Below are 26,184 nucleotides of genomic sequence, written 5' to 3'. Positions count from 1 at the left end.
ATTAATGTGTTTGATGTTTAGGTCCTTGATGAATTGTTTTTCCAACTAATATTAAAAATAAGATGCCGAGTAATATATATAACGCTACAAATCCTAAAAGGGTAAATAAGGTATTTCCTGAAGAAACAGTTGGCGATATTCCATCACTTGTTTTTAATAATCCATAGACTAAATAAGGTTGTCTTCCTAGTTCGGCAGTGTACCAGCCCGTAATATTTGCGATATAAGGAAAAGGAACTAAGAACATTAAAACCCATAATAACGGCTTAAAAGTGTATAATTTTTTTCGATATAAAAAGAAAACTGCCAGTCCCATAATTCCGATAAAAATCGTTCCTAAACCTACCATAATATGATACGAATAATAAAGTGCAGGAATATTATCTGGTAATTCTTCTTTTTTAAATTGATCCATCCCTGGTACTTGCTTGTCCCATTCTTGATAGGTTAAAAAACTTAAAACATTCGGTACAGCAATTTTATTATCGAGTTTTTTTTCTACCATATTTGGTTGCCCGATTAAAACAATTTCGGCACCAGCTTCTTCGGTTTTAAAAATCCCTTCCATTGCCGCAAAAGATGCAGGTTGGTATTTTGCTACATTTTTGGCATTCCAATCTCCCGTAGGGAACGCTAAAACTAAACTAGCAATCAAACCAAAAATAACACCTGTTTTCAAAAATAATTTTCCGTATTCTAAATTTTTATTTCTTAAAATATAAAAAGCACCAATACTTGTCACTACAAAAGCAGAGGTGGTAACTGAGGCAACTTGATTGTGTAAAAAAGCAGGTAATAACCACGGATTTGTAAATAGATCACCAAAATTTTCTAATACAAATTTTCCGTTTTCTAAAACTTCACGCCCTACGGGATGTTGCATCCAAGCGTTGGTAGCTAAAATAAACCATCCACTTGCCCAAGAACCTAAAAAGACTAAAAAACCCGTTAAAAAATGAAGTTTCTGACCCATTAGTTTTTCACCAAAAATAAAAAGAGCTAAAAAAGAAGATTCTAAAAAGAAGGAAAACATGCCTTCCATAGCTAATGTTTGCCCGATAATTCCACCTGTTAATTCTGAAAACTTTGCCCAGTTAGTACCAAACTGAAATTCCATCGGAATTCCTGTAACTACGCCCATGGTAAAATTAATAGCAAAAATTTTCATTAAAAATTTTGCAGCATTATTATATTTTTCAATGTTATTTCTTAAATATTTCCACTTAAAATAAACGATTAATAAAGACAATCCCATGGTTAATTGTGGGAATATATAATGAAACGTGATTGTAAATGCAAACTGCAATCGGTCGTAAAATAGCATGTCTTCCATCGAAAAGTGAATTTTAAAACAAATTTAATTCATATAATTAGATAAATATGTAACATTTATGACATTAATTTTTTTAGTTATCAACCTTAAAAAGCAAACACAATTTTACAAGCTATTCGTAAATCAGATGGTATCTTTGCAGTTCATTTATATTTATGGCTATCAATACACTTTTAATAACACCACCTTTTACACAATTAAATACGGCATATCCTGCAACTGCATATATCAAAGGGTTTTTAAATTCTAAAGATGTAAAAGCAACGCAAATGGATTTAAGTATAGAGCTTTTTACAGCTGTATTTTCCAAAGAATTTATAGATGCTATTTTTAAGCAAGCCGAAATGCTTGGCAATGCCGATTTTCCTTTGGTAGTAAAGCAAAAACAAGCTTATATAGATAAAGTGGATACTGTTATGAATTATTTGCGAGCGCAAGAAGTTACAGCTGCTTATCAAATAGTACATAAAGATTTTTTACCTCACGGACACAGACGTATAAAATTAGCCAAAGATTTAACTACCGAATTCGGAAAATTAGGGATTTTAGACAAAGCAAAACATATTGCAACTTTATTTATAGAGGAATTAGGTGATTTTATAAATGCAAATGTAGATGAGTTTTTTTCATTTACACGTTATGCTGAACAATTAGGAAGATCGGCTTCTAGTTTTGACATTATTGATGAGTTTCTTGAATATGAAACAACATTAATAGAAGATGAAATGTTATATCTTTTAGAAGAAAAAATAAAAGAAGAATCGTATGATTTAATTTGTTTTACTGTGCCATTTCCAGGAAATTTATTTTCCGCTTTGCGATGTGCTCAATTTATAAAACAACAATATCCAAAGATAAAAATAGCCGTGGGTGGCGGTTATTGTAATACAGAATTAAGGCGTTTATCTGATCCAAGAATTTTTAATTTTGTAGATTTTATTACTTTGGATGATGGTGAAGCTCCATTATTAAAAATAACAGAATTTTTAGATGGAAAAATAACAGAACAAGCTTTAGAAAGAACTTATATCTGTAAAAATAATGAGGTTATTTATGCAAATAAAATTCCCAATACTATATTTCATCATAAAAACTTACCTGCGCCGAGTTATATCGGCTTGCCGACAAATAAATATTTATCGTTTTTAGATGTAATGAATCCGATGCATAGAATGTGGTCAGATGGAAAGTGGAATAAACTAACTATTTCCCACGGATGTTATTGGAAACAATGTTCTTTTTGTGATGTTACATTAGATTATATCAGTAATTATGAAAATACAACTGCTGATGATTTAGTTAATAAAATTGAAAAAATAATATCAGAAACAGGTGTTACAGGTTTTCATTTTGTTGATGAAGCTGCTCCGCCAAAAATGTTAAGAGCTTTAGCTAATAAATTATTAGAAAGAAAAGTATATATTACATGGTGGACAAATATTCGTTTTGAAAAAACTTTTACTTCCGAACTTTGTTCTTTGTTATCAAAATCAGGATGTATTGCCGTAACAGGAGGTTTAGAAGTTGCTTCTGACAGATTGCTTGCTAGAATGAAAAAAGGTGTAGATATTGGACAAGTAGCAAGAGTAACCAAAGCTTTTTCTGATGAAAATATTATGGTTCATGCTTACTTAATGTTTGGATTTCCTACCGAAACCGATCAAGAAACTATTGATTCTTTAGAAGTTGTACGTCAGTTATTTCAACATAATTGTATTCAATCTGCTTTTTGGCATATGTTTGCTTGTACGAGTCATAGCCCTGTAGGAAAAGATCCTGATGCTTTTGAAATTAAAATTACAGGACCAGAATTTAAAGGTTTTGCCGAAAATGATTTATATCATGAAGATCCAACAGGAGCAGAGCATCATTTATATAGTCAAGGATTAAATACGGCATTAAATAATTACTTAAATTATAAAGGATTTGAGATTCCGTTATATGATTATTTCGATTTTAAAGTCCCAAAAACAACACAAGAACCTAATTTAATTGAAGGTTTTTTGAAAGCATAAAGTTGATAAATCTATTAAAATAAAGTTACAAAAAAAATCATTTTACTTTTTACAGTAAAATGATTTTTTAAGATAGATAACATTAATTTTATTATTCAGATTCTTTTATCTTGATAAAAGAATCAATATTATCATAAATAGGGGGGATTATTTCTTTCCCAGATTTGTCAATAAAACCATATTTGATATTATCAATAGAAACTCTAGCCCAACCTTTTCTATATTTATCAAACTGATCTATTTCGGTATATTTTATTCTAACAATTGTATTTCCTTTTTTATTAATAAAACCAAATTTATCTTTAATTTTAACTAAAGCCCAACCTCTTCTATATAGGTCAAAATTATAAATTTCGTCAAATTTGGTATTTATTACTTTTTGACCACTATTATCAATAAATCCTAATTTATCTTCTTCTTTTATCAGTGCCCATTTTTTTTGGTAGATACCAAATTCTCCAATAGAATCATAAACTGCTTCTACAATTTCTTTACCAAATTTATCAATAAACCCAATTTTATTTTTAAGGTTTACTTTAGCCCATCCTTTTCTTACTTTATTATATGGTTCAATACTATTGTATTTTGTAGGTGTAATCTCTAAACCTTTATTATTTACGACACCATAAAGATCTTGATTTTTGACAATAAAAAAATTTTGAGCATTTGCGTAAAAACTTGAAACAATAATAAAAGCTAGTGTTAATTTTAATTTCATTAATTTATAATTAAGGGATTTTAATCTTCAAATATAGTCTGATTTAATATAAAAATCAGTTTTTTAATATTTAAAAATTATTAAGTGTATGTTATATTTTTACTAGTTGTTTTAAAAGAATTTACGATTTTATATATCAAAAAAGACATCATTTCTATTGATGTCTTTAATGTGTTTGTATAATTTAAGGCTAAAATTATTCTTTTATAGTATTCGGGTTGTATCCTAAGTAAGGAGTTTCTTTTTCTACAAAGGTAATTCCGTATTCTTCTAGTTCTTTTAAAATAGGTTCATAAACTTCTTTTAAAATAGGTAATTGTACTCCAGGCGTGGTAATATCACCATTTAAAATACGTAAAGTTGCCATTGCTACAGGTAACCCTACCGTTTTTGCCATAGCAGTATAAGTTTGGTCATCACCTTTAATAACCATACTACTTTCTATTTGATGTTTTTCATTGTCATATTCATATCCAAATTTATGATGCATAACAATCATATCTTTATCATCGGCTTGAAGTGTCCATTTTTCTGAAAGTATTTTTTGAAGAATTTGAGCAGGCGTTGCATTTTTTAAACCTATTTTTTTATTCGGATTAAAAATATCTAACTCTAAAAATTTATCCCACATCATATCGTCTTGCTGTATATTTAAGTAAGAACGAAATTTTAATTCTACTGAATTACTAGGAGAGTAGGCTAAAAATAAATTTGTAAAATCACGATAACTTAAGTTTTCAGAATTTTCAATAGTATAAGAATCATCTGTCATTCCTAATTGAACAAATACATTCCAAGCTCTTGAAAAACCAACTTTTCTAATAGTACCACGGTACATGGTTGGTATGTTTTCTAAATTATAGATACTTCTATATTGTAAAGAATCACGGTTTGCATATCCTTCAAATTGACCATAACCATCAATGGTTAAAAATTCGGTTCTTCTAAAAAGTTTGTGATAAGGTATGTATTTATAAGTATTTTCTTGAATAAACATAGCAGCGCCTCCTTGTCCTGCTAAAACAACATTTCTAGGATTCCAAGTAAATTTGTAATTCCATAAATTAGTATCACTTTCTGGTGCAACTAATCCACCAGTAAACGATTCAAAAAGTAACATTTTAGCACCTTGATCATGAATTTTATCGATAATTTGCATTGCGCTCATATGATCGATTCCTGGATCTAAACCAATTTCGTTCATAAATACCAAACCTTTTGCTTTTACATCAGCATCTAAGGCTTTCATTTCATCAGAAATATAAGAAGCCGTTACCATGTGTTTTCCGTAGGTAACACAATCTTTTGCTACTTCTATATGGAAACGAGCAGGTAGCATTGAAATAACGATATCAGCATTTTTAATTGCAGTAATACGTTCATCTGTATTAAAAACATCTAATTGTATTGCTGTTGCATTTTCAACTGATGATCAATAATTGCTTCTGCATTTTTTAGCGAAACATCACCAATAGTTATTTGTAAATTTTCTGTTGTTGATTTGTCTAGTAAATATTTTATAAGAGATGAACAAGATCTACCAGCGCCAATAATTAATATTTTTCTCATATATAATGTACTTTTGTTGTTTTTCTATTTAAAGCCACAATATCGTTAAAATAAAGTTTAGAATTAAACAAAATCGTTAAAAATGTATAAAAATTTAACAATTACATCCGTATTAGGAGTTATTGCAGTCATTTTAGGGGCTTTTGGAGCTCATTCTTTAAAAGGAAAATTAAGTGCAGAAGCCCTACAAAGTTTTGAAACTGCAGTACGATATCAGTTTTTACATGTCTTGGTATTACTTTTTGTAAATACGTTTAAAGAGTTTAATATTAAGCAAAAAAATAGCATTAGTTTGCTGTTAATATTAGGAATATTGCTTTTTTCAGGTTCAATTTATGCAATATACTTATTTGAAGTGCCAGTTAAATCAATTTGGTTTATTACTCCTTTAGGTGGTGTTTTACTAATAATAGCTTGGGTTTTAATGACTTTTCAGTTTGTGAAAAAGGCTCTTAAATCAGAATAATAATTGATAAAGTTTTTCAATGATTAATCAGTTTAGCCAAAAAGGACTATTTTTGTATCAACTTAACACAACTAAATTATTTTAAGATGACAAATCTTGATGCAAAAACGATATCGATAGAAAACTTAGGAATTAAGGATGCTACGGTTCGTTATCAATTAACATCAGACGAATTACACGATATAACTATTGAAAAAGAACAAGGAGAAAACACTAGTTCTGGAGCATTAGCTGTAAAAACAGGAGAATTTACTGGACGTTCACCAATGGATCGTTTTATCGTTAAAGACGATATTACTAAAGATGAAATTTGGTGGGGAGATATAAATCTACCTTTCGATTCAGCAAAATTTGACAAACTTTATGATAAAGTAACTAATTATCTTTCTGAAAAAGAAGTTTTTGTACGTGATAGCTATGCGTGTGCAGATGAAGATTATAAGTTAAATATTAGAGTAGTAAACGAATATCCTTGGAGTAACATGTTTGCTTATAACATGTTTTTACGCCCAACTGCAGAACAATTAAAAGGTTTTTCTCCAGAATGGACTGTAATTAATGCACCAGGTTTTATGGCAGATCCTGAGGTTGACGGAACACGTCAGCACAACTTTGCTATTTTAAACTTCGAGAAAAAAATCGCTTTAATTGGTGGAACTGGTTATACTGGTGAAATTAAAAAAGGAATTTTTTCTGCTTTAAACTTTATCTTACCTGTGTTTAAAAACACGTTACCAATGCACTGTTCTGCAAATGTTGGTAAAGAAGGTGATACTGCTATTTTCTTCGGATTATCAGGAACTGGAAAAACAACCTTATCTACAGATCCTAATCGTAGTTTGATTGGTGATGATGAACATGGTTGGACTTCAGAAAATACTGTATTTAACTTTGAAGGTGGTTGTTACGCTAAAGTAATTGATTTATCTAAAGATAAAGAGCCAGAAATTTATGCAGCTATTAAAAGAGGAGCAATTCTTGAAAATATAGTTACAGATGCTAAAGGTGATGTAGATTTTAATGATACATCTATTACACAAAATACACGTGTAAGTTACCCAATACATCATATTGAAAATATTCAAACACCATCAACAGGTAAAAACCCTAAGAATATATTTTTCTTAACGGCTGATGCTTTTGGTGTATTGCCTCCAATATCTAAGTTAACACCAGGTCAGGCAGCGTATCACTTTATTTCAGGTTATACAGCAAAAGTTGCTGGTACTGAAGCAGGTGTTACTGAGCCATTACCAAGTTTTTCTGCTTGTTTTGGAGCACCATTTATGCCATTACACCCAACTCGTTATGCAGAAATGTTAAGCGAAAAAATGAAAGCAGCTGATGTAAACGTTTGGTTGATAAACACTGGATGGACTGCAGGTCCTTATGGAGTTGGTCATAGAATGAAACTTAAATACACTCGTGCTATGATTAACGCAGCATTAAATGGTGAATTAGGTGAAGTTAATAAAGAAAATTACCATATACATTCTGTATTTGGTTTAGCACAACCAAGACAATGTCCTGGAGTTCCTACTGAATTATTAAGCCAACGTAAAGCTTGGGATAATGATGAAGAATATTATAAAACAGCACACAAATTAGCAGATTCATTTAGAGCTAACTTCAAACAGTTTGAAGAAAATGCAAATGATGAAATTTTAGCAGGTGGACCACCAACTGTTAAATAATAAGCAATAAAATAATATATAAAAGCATCCGAAAGGATGCTTTTTTTATGTACAAATACCACTTATTTTTGTTACTTCAAAATAACTAGCATGATTATAAAAGGAAATATTGTAGATATAGAAAATAAACGAATTTATAAAGGAGCTGTTGAGGTTGAAAACGGAAAAATAAAAAATATTATAGAAGTAAATCATTCTATAGAAAATTATATTTTACCTGGTTTTGTAGATGCTCATATTCATATTGAAAGCTCGATGTTAGTTCCTTCTGAATTTGCAAAAATTGCAGTGACACATGGTACAGTTGCAACAGTTTCTGATCCGCATGAAATAGCAAATGTATTAGGTGTAAAAGGAGTTAATTTTATGATTGAAAACGGAAAAAAAGTTCCGTTTAAATTTAATTTTGGAGCGCCAAGTTGTGTACCAGCAACATCTTTTGAAAGTGCTGGTGCTGTTATTAATTCAGAAGATATTAAATTGATGATGGAAAATCCAGATATCAAATATTTAGCTGAAATGATGAATTATCCAGGCGTGTTATTTGACGATGCTGAGGTTTTGAAAAAAATTCAACATGCAAAAAATAATAACAAACCCATCGACGGACACGCTCCAGCTTTGCGAGGCGATGATATTTCAAAATATATTTCCGCAGGAATTACAACCGACCACGAATGTTTTTCTTATGATGAAGCTTTAGAAAAACTTCAAAAAGGAATGAAAGTAATTATTAGAGAAGGAAGTGCAGCTAAAAACTTTGATGCTTTAATTGATTTATTACCAAATCATTTTGATAATATGATGTTTTGTTCTGATGATAAACATCCTGATGATTTATTAATAGGACATATAAATGAATTGTGTAAACGTGCCGTTTCAAAAGGAATCGATGTTTTTAAAGTATTAAAAGTTGCTTGTGTAAATCCTGTAAAACATTATAATTTAGATGTCGGTTTATTACAAAAAGATGATGATGCCGATTTTATTGTTGTTGAAAATTTAAAGAATTTCAAAGTTTTAAAAACCTTTATAAATGGTGAATTAGTTGCTGAAAACGGAAAATCATTTGTAAAATCAGTAGCTTTTGAGGTATTGAATAATTTTAATACTGATAAAAAAAGCATTGCTGATTTTGAGTTTAAATCATCCGCAGAAAAAATTAGAGTTATTGAGGCTTTAGATGGCGAATTGGTAACCAATCAAATTGAAGCAAATTCGTTAATTAAAGATGGAAATTTAGTGTCAAATACTCAAAATGATGTGTTAAAAATGACGGTGGTAAATCGTTATAAAAATGCAAAACCTTCCATAGCATTTATAAAAAATTTCGGATTAAAAGAAGGCACAATTGCAAGTTCAGTAGGGCATGATTCTCATAATATTATTGCTATCGGTGTTTCTGATGAAGCTATTTGCAAGGCAGTGAATTTATTAATCGAAAATAAAGGCGGAATTTGTGCGGTAACCGCATCCGAAGAAAAAATAGTTTCATTACCAGTAGCAGGAATTATGTCGGATAAATCGGCAGTAGAAATTGGTGAATCGTATGCCAAATTAGATACGATGGCAAAACAAATGGGGAGTAAATTAAGAGCGCCTTATATGAGTTTATCGTTTATGGCATTGTTAGTAATTCCATCGTTAAAACTATCGGATAAAGGGTTGTTTGATGGAAATACATTTCAATTTACATCATTAGAAGTTGGATAAATTTGCCGAATAATAATTGATTAGTTTTGTATTTATAGAAATTGCCATAAAATTTGAAAACAGAAAAAATAATATTAGGTGTTGACCCAGGTACAAGTATCATGGGGTTTGGGATTATAAAAGTTGTAGGAAAAAAAATGGAATTTGTTCAGATGAATGAGTTGATTTTAAAAAAATACGACAATCATTATATCAAATTAAAGTTAATTTTTGAACGAACTATTGAATTAATAGATACGTATCATCCTGATGAAATTGCTTTAGAAGCACCTTTTTTTGGCAAAAATGTACAATCGATGTTAAAATTAGGTCGTGCGCAAGGTGTAGCGATGGCGGCGGCATTATCACGAGATATCCCCGTAACAGAATATGCGCCTTTGAAAATAAAAATGGCAATTACTGGAAGCGGAAAAGCAAGTAAAGAGCAAGTTGCTTTGATGTTAAAATCGTTATTAAACTTAAAAACTTTGCCGAAAAACCTAGATGCTACTGATGGTTTAGCGGCTGCGGTTTGTCATCATTATAATTCAGGGAAAGTTATTGGCGGTAAAAATTATACAGGCTGGGCATCGTTTGTAAAGCAAAATGAAAAACGCGTTAAAAAGTAATTAAATTATGATTAGTAATTCCCCGATTTCAAAAAATAACGGAGTAGACCTTTTTAATTTTGAACATTATGCTAAAAAGGTTCAAAAGATAATTCAAAATAATTCCAATAATTCAGAGGCTTTAACTATCGGGATTTATGGAAAATGGGGAGAAGGAAAAACATCATTTCTAAATTTAATTAAGGATGAAATTGATTTAGGAAAAAAAGAAGAAGGACAAAAACGTATTTTAAAATATCATTTTAATCCTTGGAGATATAGCACCGAAGAAGAAATGCTTTTTGATTTTTTTGATGGACTTTCTAAAATGATGTTTGTTAATAAAGATACTACACTTCAAAAAATAGGAAAACAACTTATAAAATACAGTAGATATACAAAAGCCGTTAAGCTTTCTGCATCTGTAGGGTTTTCATCAAATAAAGCGGGAGCTACATTTGATGTTAGCGAAATAATGAAAGCTTTAGGCGAAGACTTTATAGGGAAAGAAGTTACATTAGAATCTTTAATTCAAAATATAAATGATAAATTAAAGGCTTCTAAATATAAAATAGTTGTATTTATTGATGATATTGATCGCCTTGATAAAGATGAAATATATACTATTTTAAAGCTGATAAAATTAAATGCGAATTTTGATAATTTTGTATATGTTGTTGCTTTAGATGAAAATCATGTTGCAAAAGCAATAGGGCAACGTTATGGAGAAACAAGTGATGATGGAAAATTATTTTTAGAAAAAATTATTAATATTCCAATTCATTTACCAAAAATTGAATCAGCAGATTTTAAACATTTTTTTAAGATAAAACTTGAAGAAGTAATCAATAATTTGGGGTTTTCTAATAGAATAGAAGAAATTAAGGATATAAGTTATATTCATGCATCTGAGTATTTTAATAATGGTAGAGAAATAATACGAGTTCTTAATAGTTTTTTTGTAAGTGCTTTTGCTATTGGGGAAGATGTTAATCTAAGAGATTTATTTTGGATTGAGTATTTGAAGGTAAAATATACAGATGTTTTTGATGTTATAAAAAAATATAATTCATCTAATATAGAAGAAAAATTAATTAGTAATAGTAATATAATTAAGTATTCTACAAGTATTTTAAATAAAGATGAAATATTTAACGAGCATTCCAATAAAATTGTAGAAAGGTTATTTCCAGAGCATAAATTTACATCGAAGATAGAATCTAATAATGGTGAAAATGCTATTGAAATTTCAAAATTTCATTTAAAAATTAATCATCCTAATCACTTTGATAAATATTTTTCTTATCACATGGAAAGAAAATTTTCTAACGTGAAAAATCAAGAGATACTTCAAAATATAATTGATGAAAATGAAGTTGAGTTAAAAGCAAATCTTATTGATTTAAGAGATAAGGATGATTTAGAAATCCATCGTTTTTACAGTGTTATAGAAGATTTAATAAATGAAAAAAAGTCAAATCAAGAATTTTTTTATGACTTTTTATTTTCAAATTTAGATATAATACCCGAAAGTGAAAAGGATTATTTTGGGTTGACTTATAAACTAAGGGTGATAGAGCTAATCGCATCTAATTTAGATAAAAGTAGTATTGATAAAGAGAAAATAATACAATTAGCGAAAAAACTAACTATTCATCAATTATGTTATTTTACTAGAACCATAAATTTAAAAATTGATGTTAGAAAACAATTAGATAGATTAATTGTAAGCAAAGCAAAAGAAGAATATATAAATAAACCTACTCCTTTCTTTAATGATTTAACAAAAAAACATTTACATTATAAAATGATTATGTCTTTATGGAAAGAAAATGATGAAAAATCATTTGATAAATATATTGATAATCAAACGAATGATTTTGATAATATATTGAAATTGATAAGGAATTTTCCTGGTTTTTGGAGTAATGAATATTTTGGAAATTTAGAAGAAACTAATTATGAGTATATAAAAACGTTAATTAATGTAGATTCTATTTATAAAAAAATAGAAAAATTTAATCCTGAATTAATAGAAAGAGTAGGAGATAATAAATATAGATATTCTTTGTCACATGATCATAGACCATCAGAAGTAGAAAACGTAGAACAATTTATTTATTGGTATAAAATAGATAAAAACGACAAAAAATTAATAAACTAATTTGGCAGGAATCTACATACACATACCATTTTGTAAGCAAGCGTGTTTTTATTGCGATTTTCATTTTTCGACTTCTTTAAAAAAGAAAGACGAGCTAATTTCGTGTTTAATAACAGAATTAGAAATCCGAAAAAAAGAATTACAAAACGAAATAATTGAAACTATTTATTTTGGTGGCGGAACTCCATCATTATTATCATCCGAAGAAATAACAAGTTTATTAAATGCGATTTATCAGCATTATAAAGTTATCGAAAATCCTGAAATTACACTAGAGGCAAATCCTGATGATTTATCCGAAGAAAAAATTTTAGAACTCGCAAATTCGCCAATTAACAGATTAAGTATTGGTGTGCAATCTTTTTTTGAAGAAGATTTAAAAAGTATGAATCGTGCGCATAATTCAAAAGAAGCGAAAGAATGTTTGTCAATAGCAACTCGTTATTTTGATAATATTACCGTCGATTTAATTTATGGCGTTCCGAATATGAGTAACGAGCGATGGAAAGAAAATTTGCAAATTGCTTTCGATTTTGGTGTAAATCATATTTCGAGTTACGCCTTAACTGTTGAGCCAAAAACGGTTTTAGATAGTTTTGTTAAAAACGGAAAATATCCCGAACCTGACGAAACAGAAGCCAAAGAACATTTTGATATTTTAGTAGCAGAAACCGCTAAAAACGGATTTGTACATTACGAAATATCAAATTTTGGAAAGCTAAATTATTTTTCGAAACATAATACTTCGTATTGGTTGGGTAAAAAATATATCGGAATAGGCCCTTCGGCACATTCGTTTAGTAAAACGCATCGTAGTTGGAATATGGCCAATAATGCAAAATATATAAAGGAATTACAAGAAGGAAATCTTCCGAATGAACAAGAAAAATTATCGGAAGAAGACCAGTTTAATGAATATTTAATGACAGGTTTACGAACTATTTGGGGCGTTTCATTAGCTGAAATTCAAGCAAATTTTAAAGTATGTTTTAAAGATGATTTATTAAAATCATCAGAAAAATTTATATCCGAAGGATTATTAATCATTGCAAATAATACTTTAAAAACTACTCCTAAAGGAAAGTTTTTAGCAGATGGTTTAGCTTCAGAATTATTTAGAATAAAATAAAAAGTATGATTGCAGAAATACATCATAATTCAGAAAAATATAAAATAGATTTAGCGAATCCTTTAGATATTTCAATTGCAATTGATGTATCAAAAGAAAGTGTAAATGCTTGGTATATTGATGACCCAAAAATAACTCCTGTTAAATTAGATGATTGGGTAGGTAGTGTAGCGCAAGGTGCAGCGGTTAATTTTAATATGATTTCTTTTAATCCACATTCGCACATAACACACACCGAATGTGTTGGGCATATCACTAAAAAAGTGCATTCTATCAATAAAAATTTAAATAAGTTTTTCTTTTTGGCTGAGGTGATAAGCATTTATCCGAAGAAATTAGAAAACGGAGATTTAGTAATAACAAAAGAACAATTAGAACTTGTATTAAAAAACAAGCAATCAGAAGCCGTTGTTATTAGAACATTACCAAATTCTGATAAAAAACTAAGAGGTAGGTATTCAAATACAAATCCGCCATATTTATTAGAAGAAGGAGTTGTTTATCTGAAAGAAAAAAATATTAAGCATTTATTAATCGATTTACCTTCGGTAGATAAAGAAAAGGATGAAGGAAAGTTAGTATCTCATAATGCTTTTTGGAATACAGCAAGTGAAATTCGTTTTGATGCAACTATAACAGAGTTTATTTATGTAGAAGATTCAATAAAAGATGGTACTTACTTTTTAAACTTAATGATAGCGCCTTTTGAAAATGATGCTACGCCAAGTAAGCCTATTTTGTATAAAATCTTAAGTTAGTCGGTAAATTTATTTTCTGGTAAAATTATAAGCATATAGTAATAATTTTTAATATTGGTGTTTTACTTCTTTTTAAGCTTTTTACTATAAATGTTTCTTTTTAGTGATTTCTGTCTGTTTGTCGAAATTTACTTTATGTTTCATTTACAAGTTAAAGATAGCATAACAACTTAAAAAAAATATTAAATATAAGTTGAAAGGTGTTTTTATACCTGTAAAAGGTGTTAAAGCATCTTTTTGTTGTGTTTTATGTTTGTTTAGAATGAGTATAAAAACAAACTAAGTTATTGATAAATGTAAAACATAGTTCTTTTTTTTATAGATTTACACTTCAATACAAAAAAATGACAATTTTTAATACTTATAAGCAATGCTGGTTAACCGTAAGATACGGTATAACTCGGGCTGTTTATGTATTATGATTATTTAAGTATAAAATATATCAATTATAAAAAGTCCGACTTCACAGTCGGACTTTTTATTTTTATATCAAATTCAAAATAAAACTAGAACTAGAACTTATGAAAAAACTATATTTTAATTATCTAGCTACTTTTAAAGGACTTTCGAAAGAAGTTTGGTGGTTAGCTTTAATAACCTTGATAAATAGAGCGGGAACGATGGTGATTCCTTTTTTATCATTGTATTTAACTAAAGATTTAAATTTTAGTTTAAAAGATGTAGGTTGGATAATGACTTGTTTTGGATTAGGATCTGTTATTGGATCTTGGTTGGGCGGGAAATTAACCGATAAAATAGGATTTTATAAAGTGATGAAAGTGAGTCTGTTTTTAACAGGTTTATTATTTATCGCTTTACAATTTGTTTCTACTTTTTATGGGTTTTGTATTGGGATTTTTTTAGTAATGCTAGTTGCAGATACTTTTCGACCAGCAATGTTTGTCGCTTTAAGTGCTTATAGTAAGCCAGAAAATAGTACACGTTCGGTAACTTTAATTCGTTTAGCAATTAATTTAGGATTTTCGGCAGGTCCTGCACTTGGAGGTTTAATTATTACTAGTTTAAGTTATAATGGATTGTTTTGGGTAGACGGAATTACGTGTGTTTTAGCAACTTTTTTATTAGTAAAAGTATTGAATCCTAAAAAAGCAAGAGCATCAGAAATAGTAAAAGTTGAAAACCCTGTTTCTGTATTTTCTGATAAAGCTTTTTGGATATTTTTTATAGGGATGTTTATTTTCGGATTTATATTTTTACAGTTATTTTCGACTATACCATTGTATTATAAAGTTGCTCATCATTTATCAGAATTAGAAATTGGGTTATTAATGGCAATGAATGGTTTTATTATTTTTGCACTAGAAATGCCTTTAATTAAGTGGTTAGAAGAAAGTAAATATAGTAAAGAATGTTTGATCTTTGTCGGTTTATTTTTAACGGCAATTAGCTTTTTAGTTTTAAACTTAACAGGATGGAGCGGTATTTTAATTGTAGGAATGTTTTTTATGACTATTGGTGAAATGATAGCTTTTCCGTTTTCAAATGCTTTTGTAATGGAACGATCAAAGAAAGGAAATCAAGGAGAATATATGGCGTATTATAGCATTGCATTTTCTTTAGCACATATTTTTGGGCATAATTCAGGAATGCGTTTAATCGATAATTATGGTTTTGATATCACATGGTGGGTTATTATTTCAATAGCTGTAGTAGGTTTGTTTTTCTTTTATCTTTTAAATAGAATGATTCAAAAAGAAATAAAATAAAGTTTAACTGCTTTGAATTGTTATATCCTGACAAAAATGCACTTTTTTGTTTAAAGCTGATGAGATTAGAAAAAATCCGCCTTGGCGAATTACGTAGCCCAAAAGAAATATTTATATTTGAAGTTTTAAATGACCAACGTAAAAATGAATATACAAGACGCCCAAAAAGAAGTAGATAATTGGATTAAAAAGCATGGAGTTCGTTATTTTAATGAATTAACAAACATGGCACAATTAACGGAAGAAGTAGGAGAGGTTGCACGAATTATTGCACGTCGTTATGGAGAACAAAGCGAAAAAGAGAGTGACAAAAATAAAGATTTAGGAGAAGAATTGGCAGATGTGATGTTTGTGGTATTATGTTTGGCTAATCAAACAGGTATTAACTTACAAGATGCTTTTGATAAAAAATTAGATATAAAAACAAAGCGTGATCATGATCGTCATCACAATAACGAAAAATTAAAATAAATGAGTTTTACTAAAAATATACAAAAAGCAAGTTTTTGGGTTAATGTACTTAAAGTAAGTGTACCATTTTTAATTTTTGTAACAATATTTTCATTATTAGTAAATAGTGGAAGTGCCTTGTTTTCTGGAGATTTTGAAACGGTACATAATATCAATTTTTCAGAAGATAAATGGATTCGGTTTTGGTTAACTAAAATAACAGTTAGTGTTTTATATGCTATTTATGTAGTAAATAAAAAAACAAAATAAATAGTATTTTTTCAAAATTATATAATAATGAACTTAGAACTGACTAGCAGTAGGAATAAAACAATTAATTCAGAGGTAATTATTTCTGGATCAAAAAGTGAATCGAATAGATTGTTAATTTTACAACAATTATTTTCGAATATAAATATTGAAAATTTATCAGATTCAGATGATACACATCATTTACAAGAAGCTTTATCTTCTGATAATGAAATAGCAGATATTGGTCATGCAGGTACTGCAATGCGTTTTTTAACTGCTTTTTTTGCAACTCAACAAGGCGTAACAAAAGTTTTACAAGGGTCTGAGAGAATGCATAATCGTCCTATTAAAATTTTAGTTGATGCACTTCGTGATTTAGGTGCAGATATTGAATATTTAGAAAAAGATGGATATCCTCCAATAAAAATTACAGGTAAAAAAATAGAAAAAGACACTGTTTCTATTGATGGTAATGTAAGTAGTCAATACATTTCGGCTTTAATGTTAATTGCACCTAGTTTAAAAAATGGGTTAGCAATTGATTTAAAAGGTATTGTTACTTCTGTACCATATATTGAAATGACGTTATCTTTATTGCATCAAATAGGTGTTTCGGCTACTTTTATCAAAAATAGTATAAAAATTGAAGCTTTAGAAAATGTTGTACCTCAAAATATAGTTGTTGAATCTGATTGGAGTTCTGCTTCTTATTTTTATTCGTTAATAGCGTTGAGTAAAGTAGGTGCTACAGTAGAATTAACAGCTTATAAAAAAGATAGCTTACAAGGAGATAATTGTTTGGCTACTATTTATAAACATTTTGGTGTAACAACTACTTTTAAAGAGAATACGATTGTTTTATCTAAAGAAGAAAAGCATAGTACTGCTATTTTAACAGAAAATTTAAAAAATGCTCCAGATATTGCGCAAACCATTGTTGTTACTTGTTTTGGATTAGGAGTTGCTTGTGATTTAACAGGGCTTCATACCTTAAAAATAAAAGAAACAGATAGGTTAGAGGCATTAAAAGAAGAGTTAATTAAATTAGGTGCAAATATTAGTATTACTAACCAAAGTTTACATTTAAAGGTTGCTAATAGTATCAATAAAAATATTGCAATTACTACATATAATGACCATAGAATGGCAATGGCTTTTGCTCCTTTAGCATTAAAAACTACTATTATTATTTCAGATGCAGAAGTGGTTAGTAAATCGTACCGAAATTTTTGGAAGGATATGCAACAAGTAGGTTTAGAAACGATTAAACAAAAATAAAAGGCAAATCACTTGACAAGGCCTATCTCGAAATTGTATATTTGCCAAGTAAGAAAAAAATATAAATGAAATTATCAAATTTTAGTTTTGAATTACCAGAAGAGTTATTAGCAGAATATCCTTCAGAGCATAGAGATGAAGCACGTTTAATGGTGTTACATAGAGATACTCAAAAAATTGAACATAAATTGTTTAAAGATTTAATCAATTATTTTGATGAAGGAGATGTGCTAATGTTAAATAATACAAAGGTTTTTCCTGCTCGTATGTACGGGAATAAAGAAAAAACTGGTGCTCTTATTGAAGTGTTTTTACTACGTGAACTAAATGCTGAAAACCGTTTGTGGGATGTTTTAGTTGATCCTGCAAGGAAAATCAGAATAGGTAACAAATTGTTCTTCGGAGACGATGAAAGTTTAGTTGCTGAGGTTATTGATAATACAACATCACGTGGTAGAACATTACGTTTTTTATATGATGGACCTTACGAAGAGTTTAGAGAAAAATTAGTAAAGTTAGGTGAAACTCCATTACCTAAGTATATTAAGCGTGAAGTTGAGGCATCTGATGAAGATCGTTACCAAACAATTTTTGCAAAAAATGAAGGTGCAGTAGCAGCTCCAGCAGCAGGTTTACACTTTTCTAAACATTTAATGAAACGTTTAGAAATTAAAGGTGTTGATTTTGCCGAAATAACTTTACATATTGGTTTAGGTACTTTCAATCCAGTTGAGGTAGAAGATTTATCGAAACATAAAATGGATTCTGAAAAAATCAAGGTAACTCAAGAAACTGCAGATATGGTAAACAATGCCATAGCAAAGAAGAAAAGAGTTTGTGCCGTTGGTACTACCGTAATGAGAACTGTAGAATCTTCAATTACATCTAAAAGAAAATTAAAAGAATTTGAAGGATGGACAAATAAATTTATCTTTCCTCCATTTGATTTTAGTGTTGCAAATTGTATGGTTACAAATTTTCATTCACCAAAATCTACTTTAATGATGACAGTTTCAGCATTTGCTGGTCATGATTTTATGATGGAAGCTTACCAAGAAGCAATTAAAGAAAAATATAAATTTCACTCGTATGGAGATGCGATGTTAATTTTATAAAAATAGCATAATATTAATAACAAAACCTCACAAGGATACTTGTGAGGTTTTTTGTATTTTTGTACCCGATGGAAGTTAAGAAAAAAGACATACGCGCATTATCAAAAGAAGAACTTCGTGATTTTTTTGTAAGCAATGGAGATAAAGCATTTAGAGGAAATCAAGTATACGAGTGGTTGTGGAGTAAATCGGCACATTCGTTTGATGATATGACTAGTTTATCGAAAGGTACACGTCAAATGTTAGATGAAAACTTTGTAATTAATCATATTCAGGTTGATACAATGCAACGTAGTAAAGATGGAACTGTAAAAAATGCGGTGCGTTTACACGATGGTTTAGTGGTAGAATCGGTTTTAATACCAACAAAAACTAGAACTACGGCTTGTGTTTCTAGTCAAGTAGGTTGTAGTTTAGATTGTAGATTCTGTGCAACATCACGTTTAAAAAGAATGCGTAATTTAAATCCTGATGAAATTTTTGATCAGGTAGCAGCTATCAATAAAGAAAGTTTACTTTATTACAATAAAAAACTTTCGAATGTTGTTTTTATGGGGATGGGAGAACCTTTAATGAATTACAACAATGTAATTAAATCAATAGAAAAAATTACATCTCCAGAAGGTTTAGGAATGTCTCCTAAGCGTATTACGGTTTCTACATCAGGAGTACCAAAAATAATAAAGAAAATGGCTGATGACGAAGTAAAATTCAATTTAGCAGTTTCTTTGCATTCAGCTATTGATGAGGTTCGTACTTCAATTATGCCTTTTAATGCGACGTTTCCTTTAAAAGATTTAAAAGAAGCTTTAGAATATTGGTATGAGAAAACAGAAAGAATGATTACTTATGAGTACGTTGTTTGGGGTGGTCTTAATGATAAAAAAGAAGACATTAATGCTTTAATCCAGTTTTGTAAACACGTGCCTTGTAAGGTAAATTTAATTGAATATAATCCTATTGGCGACCCTGAATTTAAACAGGCAAGTCCTGAGGCTATCAATAATTATATTTCAAATTTAGAAATGCACGATATTACAGTAAACGTTCGTCGTTCACGAGGAAAAGATATTGATGCTGCTTGTGGTCAATTAGCTAATAAATCGTAGTAATTTTTTTATAGAAATTTCACAAAAAAACGTCTTGTTATTTATAATAATAAGACGTTTTTTATTTTAATCAAAAGTTTTAGTCGATATTTTTTTACCTAATTGATAAACAATTTCTTTTTTTATACTACCTGCTAAATCGTAATATTTCCAAACACCATCTTTGTTATTATTGATGTAATTACCTTTTATTGAAATGATATTAGCAGCGTTATATTTTTTGTAAAGTCCGTGTTTAGAGTTGTTAGCATATGTTATTTCCTCTACTAAACGTCCTTTTTTAGGTTCAAAAAACTTCCATAACCCATTTTTGTATTTTTTTAAATATGTACCTTTTTTAATTAAAAAACCATCTTTGTTATATATTTCAACAGTTGCATTGTCTGACTTTCCAATTCTTTTGATTATTTCTTTTTTATTTCCATTTTCAAAATACAATTCTGAATCAATCAGTTTTCCATGTTCATAGAATCGTTTTACTAAAAGTACTTTATTTAAGTTATATTTAAAATAATCGCTATTTAATTTGCCTTTATTGTATGTTCCAGCTTCTTTAATATTTCCATTGATATGATATTTCTTATAACTATATTTTCCTGGATTTGAATATGATTTTTCAAAAAAAGTATTCCCGTTTTTATCTTTTTTAAGCCATTTACCAGCAGGTTTTCCTTCATTATACTCTTCTAGTATAATATTCCCATAACTATATTGTCTAAACCACTTACCATGTTTTTTATTGTTTTTATAAAATTCTGATTTTGTTTTTTCACCTTCTTTATTATAGGTAACTAATTCACCATCAATACGCCCATTTTTATAGTTTTTTTGATATTGCAACCTGTTATTTTCAATGGTATCTTTTTTCAGTATAATCGTTATTTGAGTAATATTCCTTTTCCCATTTTAAATCACCTTCTTCATTTTTTTGAAACCAATGCCCAAAATATTCATCATTTTTATATTCTTTACGGTTTTTAATAGTACCATTTTTATGATAGTTTTTTAGCGTATATGTTTTAGGTGCTATAAATTTCTTCTCCCAAATAAGTTTTCCATTATCTTTAGAAAACCATGTTCCTTTAGGTAGTCCATTTTTATATTCTTTTTGAGTTACAACAATTTTATCTTGATTTATTCTAGATTTAGAATGTTCCCAAAACAGCCCGTTTTTAACATCATTTTTATAATTTTCTACCGCAATTTCATCACCTTCTTTATTATAGGTACTCCATTTTCCATTTTTTTTTCCAGCAATATAAGAACCCTTTCTTTTGATTGATTCATCAGTATAATAAACCGTAAAGTCACCATTTTTAAGGCTGTTTTTGTAGTTTATTTTTGAATATAAAACGCCATCAGAATCGTAATTAAATTTTGAATTTGAAATTAAACCATCTGAAAATGTAACTTTAGAATAAGCACCATTACGGTCTGCTATTTTAAATAATCCTGTTAATTTTTCGCCTTTTAAATTCTTGTAAATAGTTTCTTTTCCAAATTTTTGAATATCAACATCTCTCCAAAGCATTGTTTTTTGAGAAAAAACTACATTTTGATAGATTAAAAAAATAAGTAAGAAGTTTAAAGCTTTATTCATAGCGTTTTAGTAATAAAAAAAATAAATTATTGACTGTGAAATTATTGTTTTTATTATTATTAATCTAGTACTTTTACTTTTAAATTAATTTTTTTGTTGAACATTGAAGCCAGTAGAACAAATTAAACTTCCTATTCAAAATGAAATGGAACTTTTTGAAAAAAAGTTCAAAGATTCCATGTTATCAAAAGTTCCTTTATTGAATAGAATTACCTATTATATAGTTAGAAGAAAAGGAAAACAAATGCGTCCGATGTTTGTTTTTTTGGTAGCTAAAATGGTTTCTGATGGTGGATTTGATGAACGAACTTACAGAGGTGCATCTGTTGTCGAATTAATTCATACGGCAACTTTGGTACATGATGATGTGGTAGATGATAGTAATCGTCGCCGTGGATTTTTCTCGGTTAATGCCCTTTGGAAAAATAAAATTGCCGTTTTAGTTGGTGATTTTTTATTATCAAAAGGATTATTACTTTCTATTGATAATGAAGATTTTGATATTTTAAAATTGATTTCCATCGCTGTTCGTGAAATGAGCGAAGGAGAGTTACTTCAAATAGAAAAAGCAAGAAAATTAGATATTACTGAAGAAATTTATTTTGATATTATTCGTCAAAAAACCGCTACTTTAATTGCTGCTTGTTGCGGAATTGGCGCTGCATCCGTAGGAGCGAATAATGAAACGGTTCAAAAAATGCGAAAATTTGGAGAGTATATTGGAATTGCTTTTCAAATTAAAGATGATTTGTTTGATTATACCGAAGAAAAAATAGGAAAACCGACAGGAATCGATATTAAAGAACAAAAAATGACGCTTCCCTTAATTTATACTTTAAATAACTGTTCTAAAAAAGATAAATCATGGTTGATTAATTCGGTTAAAAAGCATAACACTAATAAAAAACGAGTAAAAGAAGTCATCACTTTTGTAAATAATAATGGCGGTTTAGAATATGCCACAGCTAAAATGCACGGTTATAAAAATAAAGCCTTGGCAATACTTGAAAATTTTCCAGAATCAGAATATAAAAACTCATTAAAATTAATGATTGATTATGTTGTTGCTCGTAAAATATAAATTTTTTATTAGAAGCTATTTCCCGCTTTCCGCACTCGCTTTTTTTTGAAGAAAAATCAAAAAAAGAGCTCAAACAGATGCTTCAATCGGGGCTAGGTATTTTCTGCTAAACTAAAATAATTTAGATATTAAATATAAAAAGAAACCCTCTTGATAAAATAATCAAGAGGGTTTTTAAATTTATTTTATACTGATGTTAATTATTACATCATTCCTGGCATACCACCACCCATTGGAGGCATAGCAGCAGCTTCTTCTTTAATATCAATTAAAGCACATTCGGTAGTTAAAATCATCCCTGCAACAGATGCTGCATTTTCTAAAGCAACACGAGTTACTTTTTTAGGGTCAATAATACCAGCTTCAAGCATATCAACATAAGCTTCAGATTTAGCATCATAACCAAATCCTTTTTTACCTTCTAAAACTTTGTTAATAACAACTGATCCTTCACCACCTGCATTTTCAACAATAGTTCTTAAAGGCGCTTCAATTGCTTTGTAAACAATTTGTATACCTGTAGTTTCGTCTAAGTTTTCAGTTGTAATAGCTTTTAAAACTTTTTTAGCACGAACTAAAGCAACACCACCACCAGCAACAATACCTTCTTCTACAGCAGCACGAGTTGCATGTAAAGCATCATCAACACGATCTTTCTTTTCTTTCATTTCTACTTCAGAAGCAGCACCAACATATAAAACTGCAACACCACCAGCTAACTTAGCTAAACGTTCTTGTAATTTTTCTTTATCGTAATCAGAAGTAGTAGTTTCAATTTGAGCTTTAACTTGATTTACACGTGCTTTAATTTGTGTATCATCACCAGCACCATTAACAACAGTAGTATTATCTTTATCAATAGTAACTGTTTCAGCAGTACCTAATAAATCTAAAGTAGCATTTTCTAAAGAGAAACCTCTTTCTTCAGAAATAACAGTTCCACCAGTTAAGATAGCAATATCTTCTAACATTGCTTTTCTACGATCACCAAAACCAGGAGCTTTTACAGCAGCAATTTTTAAACCACCACGTAATTTATTAACTACTAAAGTAGCTAATGCTTGTCCGTCAACATCTTCAGCAATAATTAATAAAGGTCTTCCAGCTTGAGAAACAGGCTCTAATATTGGAAGAATTTCTTGTAAGTTAGAAATCTTTTTATCAAATAATAAGATATAAGGATTATCTAAAGTAGCAATCATTTTATCAGCATCGGTAACAAAGTAAGGCGATAAATAACCTCTATCGAATTGCATACCTTCCACAACGTCAACATAAGTTTCCATTCCTTTAGCTTCTTCAACAGTAATTACACCTTCTTTACCAACTTTAGTAAAAGCAGTTGCAATTAAATCTCCAATAACTTTATCATTATTAGCAGAGATAGAAGCTACTTGTTGTATTTTTTCTGATGAATCACCAACTTCTTTAGCTTGTTTAGCTAAATCTTCAGTAATTGCAATAACGGCTTTATCAATACCACGTTTTAAATCCATAGGATTTGCACCCGCAGCAACATTTTTTAAACCTTCTTGTACAATAGCTTGAGCTAATACAGTTGCAGTTGTAGTTCCATCACCAGCTAAATCGTTAGTTTTAGATGCTACTTCTTTAACCATTTGAGCTCCCATATTTTCTAAAGGATCTTCTAATTCAATTTCTTTAGCAACAGTAACACCATCTTTTGTAACGTGAGGAGCACCGAAAGCTTTCGAAATAATTACGTTACGTCCTTTAGGACCTAAAGTTACTTTTACTGCATTTGCTAATGCATCAACTCCACGTTTTAAACCGTTACGAGCGTCTACATCAAATTTTATATCTTTTGCCATTTTAGATCTATTTTTTTGTTAATTTTAAATTGATAAGAGAAAATTAAATGATTGCGAAAATATCGCTTTCTCTCATAATTAAGTAATCTTTTCCTTTGTGTTTTAAATCAGTACCTGCATACTTTCCGTATAAAACAGTATCACCAACTTTAACAGTTAAAGGTTCTTTTTTTGTTCCTTTTCCTACTGCAACAACAGTTCCTTTTTGAGGCTTCTCTTTTGCGTTATCAGGAATGATAAGTCCAGATGCTGTAGTTGTTTCTGCATCAGCAGCTTTTATAAGAACTCTGTCTGCTAAAGGTTTTATTTTTAATCCCATTTTATATAAATTATGATTAAGTATTTTGTTTCTTTTCTATAGTTTAGAAATAGTCAGAAATTATGCCATTAAAAAAATTGTGACATTTTTTCTAAATCCTTTAAAATTAGATATAAAAAAAATGCCAACGTGTCATTACGTTGGCATTTTATATTTTATGTTGATAAGATTACTTTACGCTATCTTTCGTAGTATTAGTTGCTGGTGTAGCAGGAGCTGTAGCTTCTACATCTTCTAATGCATTATCTAATTGAGGAGCATCTACTGAAGCACCTCTAGGAATTGCAAAATTTGCCATTAAAATTAAAGCAAACATAGCAATTGCTAAAGTCCAAGTACTTTTATCTAAAAAAGTATTTGTGTTTTGTACACCCCCAATGTTTTGAGCACCACCACCACCAAGAGAAGAAGATAATCCTCCACCTTTAGGATTTTGCACCATTACAATTAAGATTAATGCTATTGCAACAATCAATATTAATACTAAAAGTAAAGTATATGTTGTCATTATTTATTTTTTTAAAAAATTTATTCTCTTAATTTGGTCTGCAAAGTAACCACTTTTTTCTGGATATTTCAAACTTAATATTTTGTAAAGTTCTAGTACCTTTTCTTATATTTTGTATTTAAAATATACTTTTGCCAATGTTATAAGTAGCTAAAGTAGTATTTTTTTTGTTTTTAATAATATTAATTACTGATAGATTTTTTTTATAACAGCTAATTTTTTACTTAATATTTACCATTTAGCAACAGAAGCATTAAAAATATCTTGTGTTATTCTTTCTAATATTTCTGATAAAGCAGTATCTAACACAGTACCTGTTAATTGTTGGGTTGCTCCGTAATCATAGTAAAAAGAAAAACGTTTTTCAAAATCATCTTTTTCTTCTAGTTTGTTTTCAAAAATAACATTTACAGTAATTGTCAATCTATTTTGTGCCGCTGTTTGATTTGCCGTAGCACTCATCGGATTAATTCTATAATCTACTATTTCACCAGAAAAATGTAAATCACCACCTGCATTTACGAGTGTTAAATTTGTTTGACGCGTAAATAAATCTTGTAAATCTTGCGTAAATTTTTGACTTAAAGTAGGTTCAATTAACGGCGCTTGATTTCTGAAAAAATCAATTTGAATTGTTTTTGCTTTTCCAGTATTTCCTCCTGTAAATGAATATGCGCCGCAACCTATCAGTATAAATAGTGTAATGATAGAAAATAAAAAAATGTTTATACGGTTTTTCATAATTTTAAGAATATTGTTATTGCTAG

At 29.2% G+C, this 26,184-nt stretch carries 23 protein-coding genes and 1 pseudogene; 15 read left to right on the top strand and 9 right to left on the bottom strand.

Going from position 1 to position 26,184, the window contains the following annotated elements:
* Position 1 precedes the first annotated feature (1 nt).
* Positions 2-1,333: a cytochrome ubiquinol oxidase subunit I gene (locus PG913_RS10625; protein WP_271230683.1), complete on the bottom strand. Its 1,332-nt coding sequence runs from the start codon at positions 1,331-1,333 to the stop codon at positions 2-4.
* Between the two features lie 155 nt (positions 1,334-1,488).
* On the opposite strand from PG913_RS10625, the gene PG913_RS10620 reads away from it, so the two are divergent.
* On the top strand, positions 1,489-3,348 hold the full coding sequence (locus PG913_RS10620; protein WP_271230682.1) for a B12-binding domain-containing radical SAM protein: 1,860 nt from the start codon (positions 1,489-1,491) through the stop codon (positions 3,346-3,348).
* Between the two features lie 91 nt (positions 3,349-3,439).
* Here the strand turns inward: PG913_RS10620 and PG913_RS10615 are convergent, their stop codons facing one another.
* Together PG913_RS10615 and PG913_RS10610 are read right to left on the bottom strand one after the other, a co-directional pair.
* Positions 3,440-4,066: a WG repeat-containing protein gene (locus PG913_RS10615; RefSeq protein ID WP_271230681.1), complete on the bottom strand. Its 627-nt coding sequence runs from the start codon at positions 4,064-4,066 to the stop codon at positions 3,440-3,442.
* A gap of 196 nt (positions 4,067-4,262) precedes the next feature.
* Positions 4,263-5,635 (bottom strand): annotated as a pseudogene (locus PG913_RS10610) (saccharopine dehydrogenase family protein).
* Positions 5,636-5,717: 82 nt separating this feature from the next.
* Here PG913_RS10610 and PG913_RS10605 point away from each other — a divergent pair.
* The 13 genes from PG913_RS10605 to rlmN all read left to right on the top strand — a co-directional run bounded on the left by PG913_RS10605 (position 5,718) and on the right by rlmN (position 20,077).
* Complete coding sequence (locus PG913_RS10605; protein WP_271230680.1) at positions 5,718-6,101, top strand: DUF423 domain-containing protein; 384 nt, start codon at positions 5,718-5,720, stop codon at positions 6,099-6,101.
* Between the two features lie 86 nt (positions 6,102-6,187).
* On the top strand, positions 6,188-7,795 hold the full coding sequence (pckA, locus tag PG913_RS10600; RefSeq protein WP_271230679.1) for a phosphoenolpyruvate carboxykinase (ATP): 1,608 nt from the start codon (positions 6,188-6,190) through the stop codon (positions 7,793-7,795).
* Positions 7,796-7,885: 90 nt separating this feature from the next.
* A complete protein-coding gene (gene ade / locus PG913_RS10595; RefSeq protein ID WP_271230678.1) occupies positions 7,886-9,508 on the top strand; it encodes an adenine deaminase in 1,623 nt (540 codons plus the stop codon).
* Positions 9,509-9,561: 53 nt separating this feature from the next.
* Positions 9,562-10,116 carry a crossover junction endodeoxyribonuclease RuvC gene (gene ruvC, locus PG913_RS10590; protein ID WP_271230677.1) on the top strand — a complete coding sequence of 185 codons (555 nt, stop codon included), beginning with the start codon at positions 9,562-9,564 and terminating at the stop codon, positions 10,114-10,116.
* A 7-nt stretch (positions 10,117-10,123) separates the two neighbouring features.
* Positions 10,124-12,259: a KAP family P-loop NTPase fold protein gene (locus tag PG913_RS10585; RefSeq protein ID WP_271230676.1), complete on the top strand. Its 2,136-nt coding sequence runs from the start codon at positions 10,124-10,126 to the stop codon at positions 12,257-12,259.
* Position 12,260: 1 nt separating this feature from the next.
* Positions 12,261-13,388 carry a radical SAM family heme chaperone HemW gene (gene hemW / locus PG913_RS10580; RefSeq protein WP_271230675.1) on the top strand — a complete coding sequence of 376 codons (1,128 nt, stop codon included), beginning with the start codon at positions 12,261-12,263 and terminating at the stop codon, positions 13,386-13,388.
* A gap of 5 nt (positions 13,389-13,393) precedes the next feature.
* Complete coding sequence (locus PG913_RS10575) at positions 13,394-14,146, top strand: cyclase family protein (RefSeq protein WP_271230674.1); 753 nt, start codon at positions 13,394-13,396, stop codon at positions 14,144-14,146.
* 521 nt (positions 14,147-14,667) lie between these two features.
* The gene (locus tag PG913_RS10570; RefSeq protein WP_271230673.1) at positions 14,668-15,873 is read left to right on the top strand and encodes an MDR family MFS transporter; all 1,206 of its coding nucleotides are present in this window, start codon (positions 14,668-14,670) and stop codon (positions 15,871-15,873) included.
* Between the two features lie 144 nt (positions 15,874-16,017).
* A complete protein-coding gene (locus PG913_RS10565; RefSeq protein ID WP_271230672.1) occupies positions 16,018-16,344 on the top strand; it encodes a nucleotide pyrophosphohydrolase in 327 nt (108 codons plus the stop codon).
* Positions 16,345-16,593, top strand: a complete 249-nt coding sequence (locus PG913_RS10560; protein WP_271230671.1) for a hypothetical protein — start codon at positions 16,345-16,347, stop codon at positions 16,591-16,593.
* 27 nt (positions 16,594-16,620) lie between these two features.
* Positions 16,621-17,853 carry a 3-phosphoshikimate 1-carboxyvinyltransferase gene (locus tag PG913_RS10555; protein ID WP_271230670.1) on the top strand — a complete coding sequence of 411 codons (1,233 nt, stop codon included), beginning with the start codon at positions 16,621-16,623 and terminating at the stop codon, positions 17,851-17,853.
* 65 nt (positions 17,854-17,918) lie between these two features.
* Complete coding sequence (gene queA, locus PG913_RS10550; RefSeq protein ID WP_271230669.1) at positions 17,919-18,968, top strand: tRNA preQ1(34) S-adenosylmethionine ribosyltransferase-isomerase QueA; 1,050 nt, start codon at positions 17,919-17,921, stop codon at positions 18,966-18,968.
* Between the two features lie 68 nt (positions 18,969-19,036).
* Complete coding sequence (gene rlmN, locus PG913_RS10545; RefSeq protein ID WP_271230668.1) at positions 19,037-20,077, top strand: 23S rRNA (adenine(2503)-C(2))-methyltransferase RlmN; 1,041 nt, start codon at positions 19,037-19,039, stop codon at positions 20,075-20,077.
* A 66-nt stretch (positions 20,078-20,143) separates the two neighbouring features.
* On the opposite strand, the gene PG913_RS10540 is transcribed toward rlmN, so the two are convergent.
* Together PG913_RS10540 and PG913_RS10535 are read right to left on the bottom strand one after the other, a co-directional pair.
* Positions 20,144-20,917, bottom strand: a complete 774-nt coding sequence (locus PG913_RS10540; protein ID WP_271230667.1) for a toxin-antitoxin system YwqK family antitoxin — start codon at positions 20,915-20,917, stop codon at positions 20,144-20,146.
* A gap of 10 nt (positions 20,918-20,927) precedes the next feature.
* Positions 20,928-21,677, bottom strand: coding sequence for a toxin-antitoxin system YwqK family antitoxin (locus PG913_RS10535; RefSeq protein WP_271230666.1), 750 nt, complete (start codon positions 21,675-21,677; stop codon positions 20,928-20,930).
* Positions 21,678-21,780: 103 nt separating this feature from the next.
* Here PG913_RS10535 and PG913_RS10530 point away from each other — a divergent pair, with 103 nt between their 5' ends.
* The gene (locus PG913_RS10530; RefSeq protein WP_271230665.1) at positions 21,781-22,758 is read left to right on the top strand and encodes a polyprenyl synthetase family protein; all 978 of its coding nucleotides are present in this window, start codon (positions 21,781-21,783) and stop codon (positions 22,756-22,758) included.
* Positions 22,759-22,961: 203 nt separating this feature from the next.
* Here the strand turns inward: PG913_RS10530 and groL are convergent, their stop codons facing one another.
* The 4 genes from groL to PG913_RS10510 form a co-directional block, all read right to left on the bottom strand.
* Complete coding sequence (gene groL, locus PG913_RS10525) at positions 22,962-24,590, bottom strand: chaperonin GroEL (protein WP_271230664.1); 1,629 nt, start codon at positions 24,588-24,590, stop codon at positions 22,962-22,964.
* A 43-nt stretch (positions 24,591-24,633) separates the two neighbouring features.
* Positions 24,634-24,909, bottom strand: coding sequence for a co-chaperone GroES (locus tag PG913_RS10520; protein ID WP_232112261.1), 276 nt, complete (start codon positions 24,907-24,909; stop codon positions 24,634-24,636).
* 169 nt (positions 24,910-25,078) lie between these two features.
* The gene (gene secG, locus PG913_RS10515; protein WP_271230663.1) at positions 25,079-25,417 is read right to left on the bottom strand and encodes a preprotein translocase subunit SecG; all 339 of its coding nucleotides are present in this window, start codon (positions 25,415-25,417) and stop codon (positions 25,079-25,081) included.
* Positions 25,418-25,648: 231 nt separating this feature from the next.
* Complete coding sequence (locus tag PG913_RS10510; protein ID WP_271230662.1) at positions 25,649-26,158, bottom strand: LptE family protein; 510 nt, start codon at positions 26,156-26,158, stop codon at positions 25,649-25,651.
* Positions 26,159-26,184: the final 26 nt, after the last annotated feature.

It is taken from the genome of Tenacibaculum pacificus (genome assembly GCF_027941775.1).
GTDB lineage: Bacteria > Bacteroidota > Bacteroidia > Flavobacteriales > Flavobacteriaceae > Polaribacter > Polaribacter pacificus_A.
This window is presented reverse-complemented; position numbering and strand designations above follow the sequence as displayed.

Excerpts from the sequence above, each read along its gene's own strand:
- PG913_RS10625 (WP_271230683.1), bottom strand. The coding sequence starts at position 1,333 with ATGGAAGACATGCTATTTTACGACCGATTGCAGTTTGCATTTACAATC.
- PG913_RS10620 (WP_271230682.1), top strand. The coding sequence starts at position 1,489 with ATGGCTATCAATACACTTTTAATAACACCACCTTTTACACAATTAAAT.
- PG913_RS10615 (WP_271230681.1), bottom strand. The coding sequence starts at position 4,066 with ATGAAATTAAAATTAACACTAGCTTTTATTATTGTTTCAAGTTTTTAC.
- PG913_RS10605 (WP_271230680.1), top strand. The coding sequence starts at position 5,718 with ATGTATAAAAATTTAACAATTACATCCGTATTAGGAGTTATTGCAGTC.
- pckA (WP_271230679.1), top strand. The coding sequence starts at position 6,188 with ATGACAAATCTTGATGCAAAAACGATATCGATAGAAAACTTAGGAATT.
- ade (WP_271230678.1), top strand. The coding sequence starts at position 7,886 with ATGATTATAAAAGGAAATATTGTAGATATAGAAAATAAACGAATTTAT.
- PG913_RS10585 (WP_271230676.1), top strand. The coding sequence starts at position 10,124 with ATGATTAGTAATTCCCCGATTTCAAAAAATAACGGAGTAGACCTTTTT.
- PG913_RS10575 (WP_271230674.1), top strand. The coding sequence starts at position 13,394 with ATGATTGCAGAAATACATCATAATTCAGAAAAATATAAAATAGATTTA.
- PG913_RS10570 (WP_271230673.1), top strand. The coding sequence starts at position 14,668 with ATGAAAAAACTATATTTTAATTATCTAGCTACTTTTAAAGGACTTTCG.
- PG913_RS10565 (WP_271230672.1), top strand. The coding sequence starts at position 16,018 with ATGAATATACAAGACGCCCAAAAAGAAGTAGATAATTGGATTAAAAAG.
- PG913_RS10560 (WP_271230671.1), top strand. The coding sequence starts at position 16,345 with ATGAGTTTTACTAAAAATATACAAAAAGCAAGTTTTTGGGTTAATGTA.
- PG913_RS10555 (WP_271230670.1), top strand. The coding sequence starts at position 16,621 with ATGAACTTAGAACTGACTAGCAGTAGGAATAAAACAATTAATTCAGAG.
- queA (WP_271230669.1), top strand. The coding sequence starts at position 17,919 with ATGAAATTATCAAATTTTAGTTTTGAATTACCAGAAGAGTTATTAGCA.
- rlmN (WP_271230668.1), top strand. The coding sequence starts at position 19,037 with ATGGAAGTTAAGAAAAAAGACATACGCGCATTATCAAAAGAAGAACTT.
- PG913_RS10535 (WP_271230666.1), bottom strand. The coding sequence starts at position 21,677 with ATGAATAAAGCTTTAAACTTCTTACTTATTTTTTTAATCTATCAAAAT.
- groL (WP_271230664.1), bottom strand. The coding sequence starts at position 24,590 with ATGGCAAAAGATATAAAATTTGATGTAGACGCTCGTAACGGTTTAAAA.
- PG913_RS10520 (WP_232112261.1), bottom strand. The coding sequence starts at position 24,909 with ATGGGATTAAAAATAAAACCTTTAGCAGACAGAGTTCTTATAAAAGCT.
- secG (WP_271230663.1), bottom strand. The coding sequence starts at position 25,417 with ATGACAACATATACTTTACTTTTAGTATTAATATTGATTGTTGCAATA.
- PG913_RS10510 (WP_271230662.1), bottom strand. The coding sequence starts at position 26,158 with ATGAAAAACCGTATAAACATTTTTTTATTTTCTATCATTACACTATTT.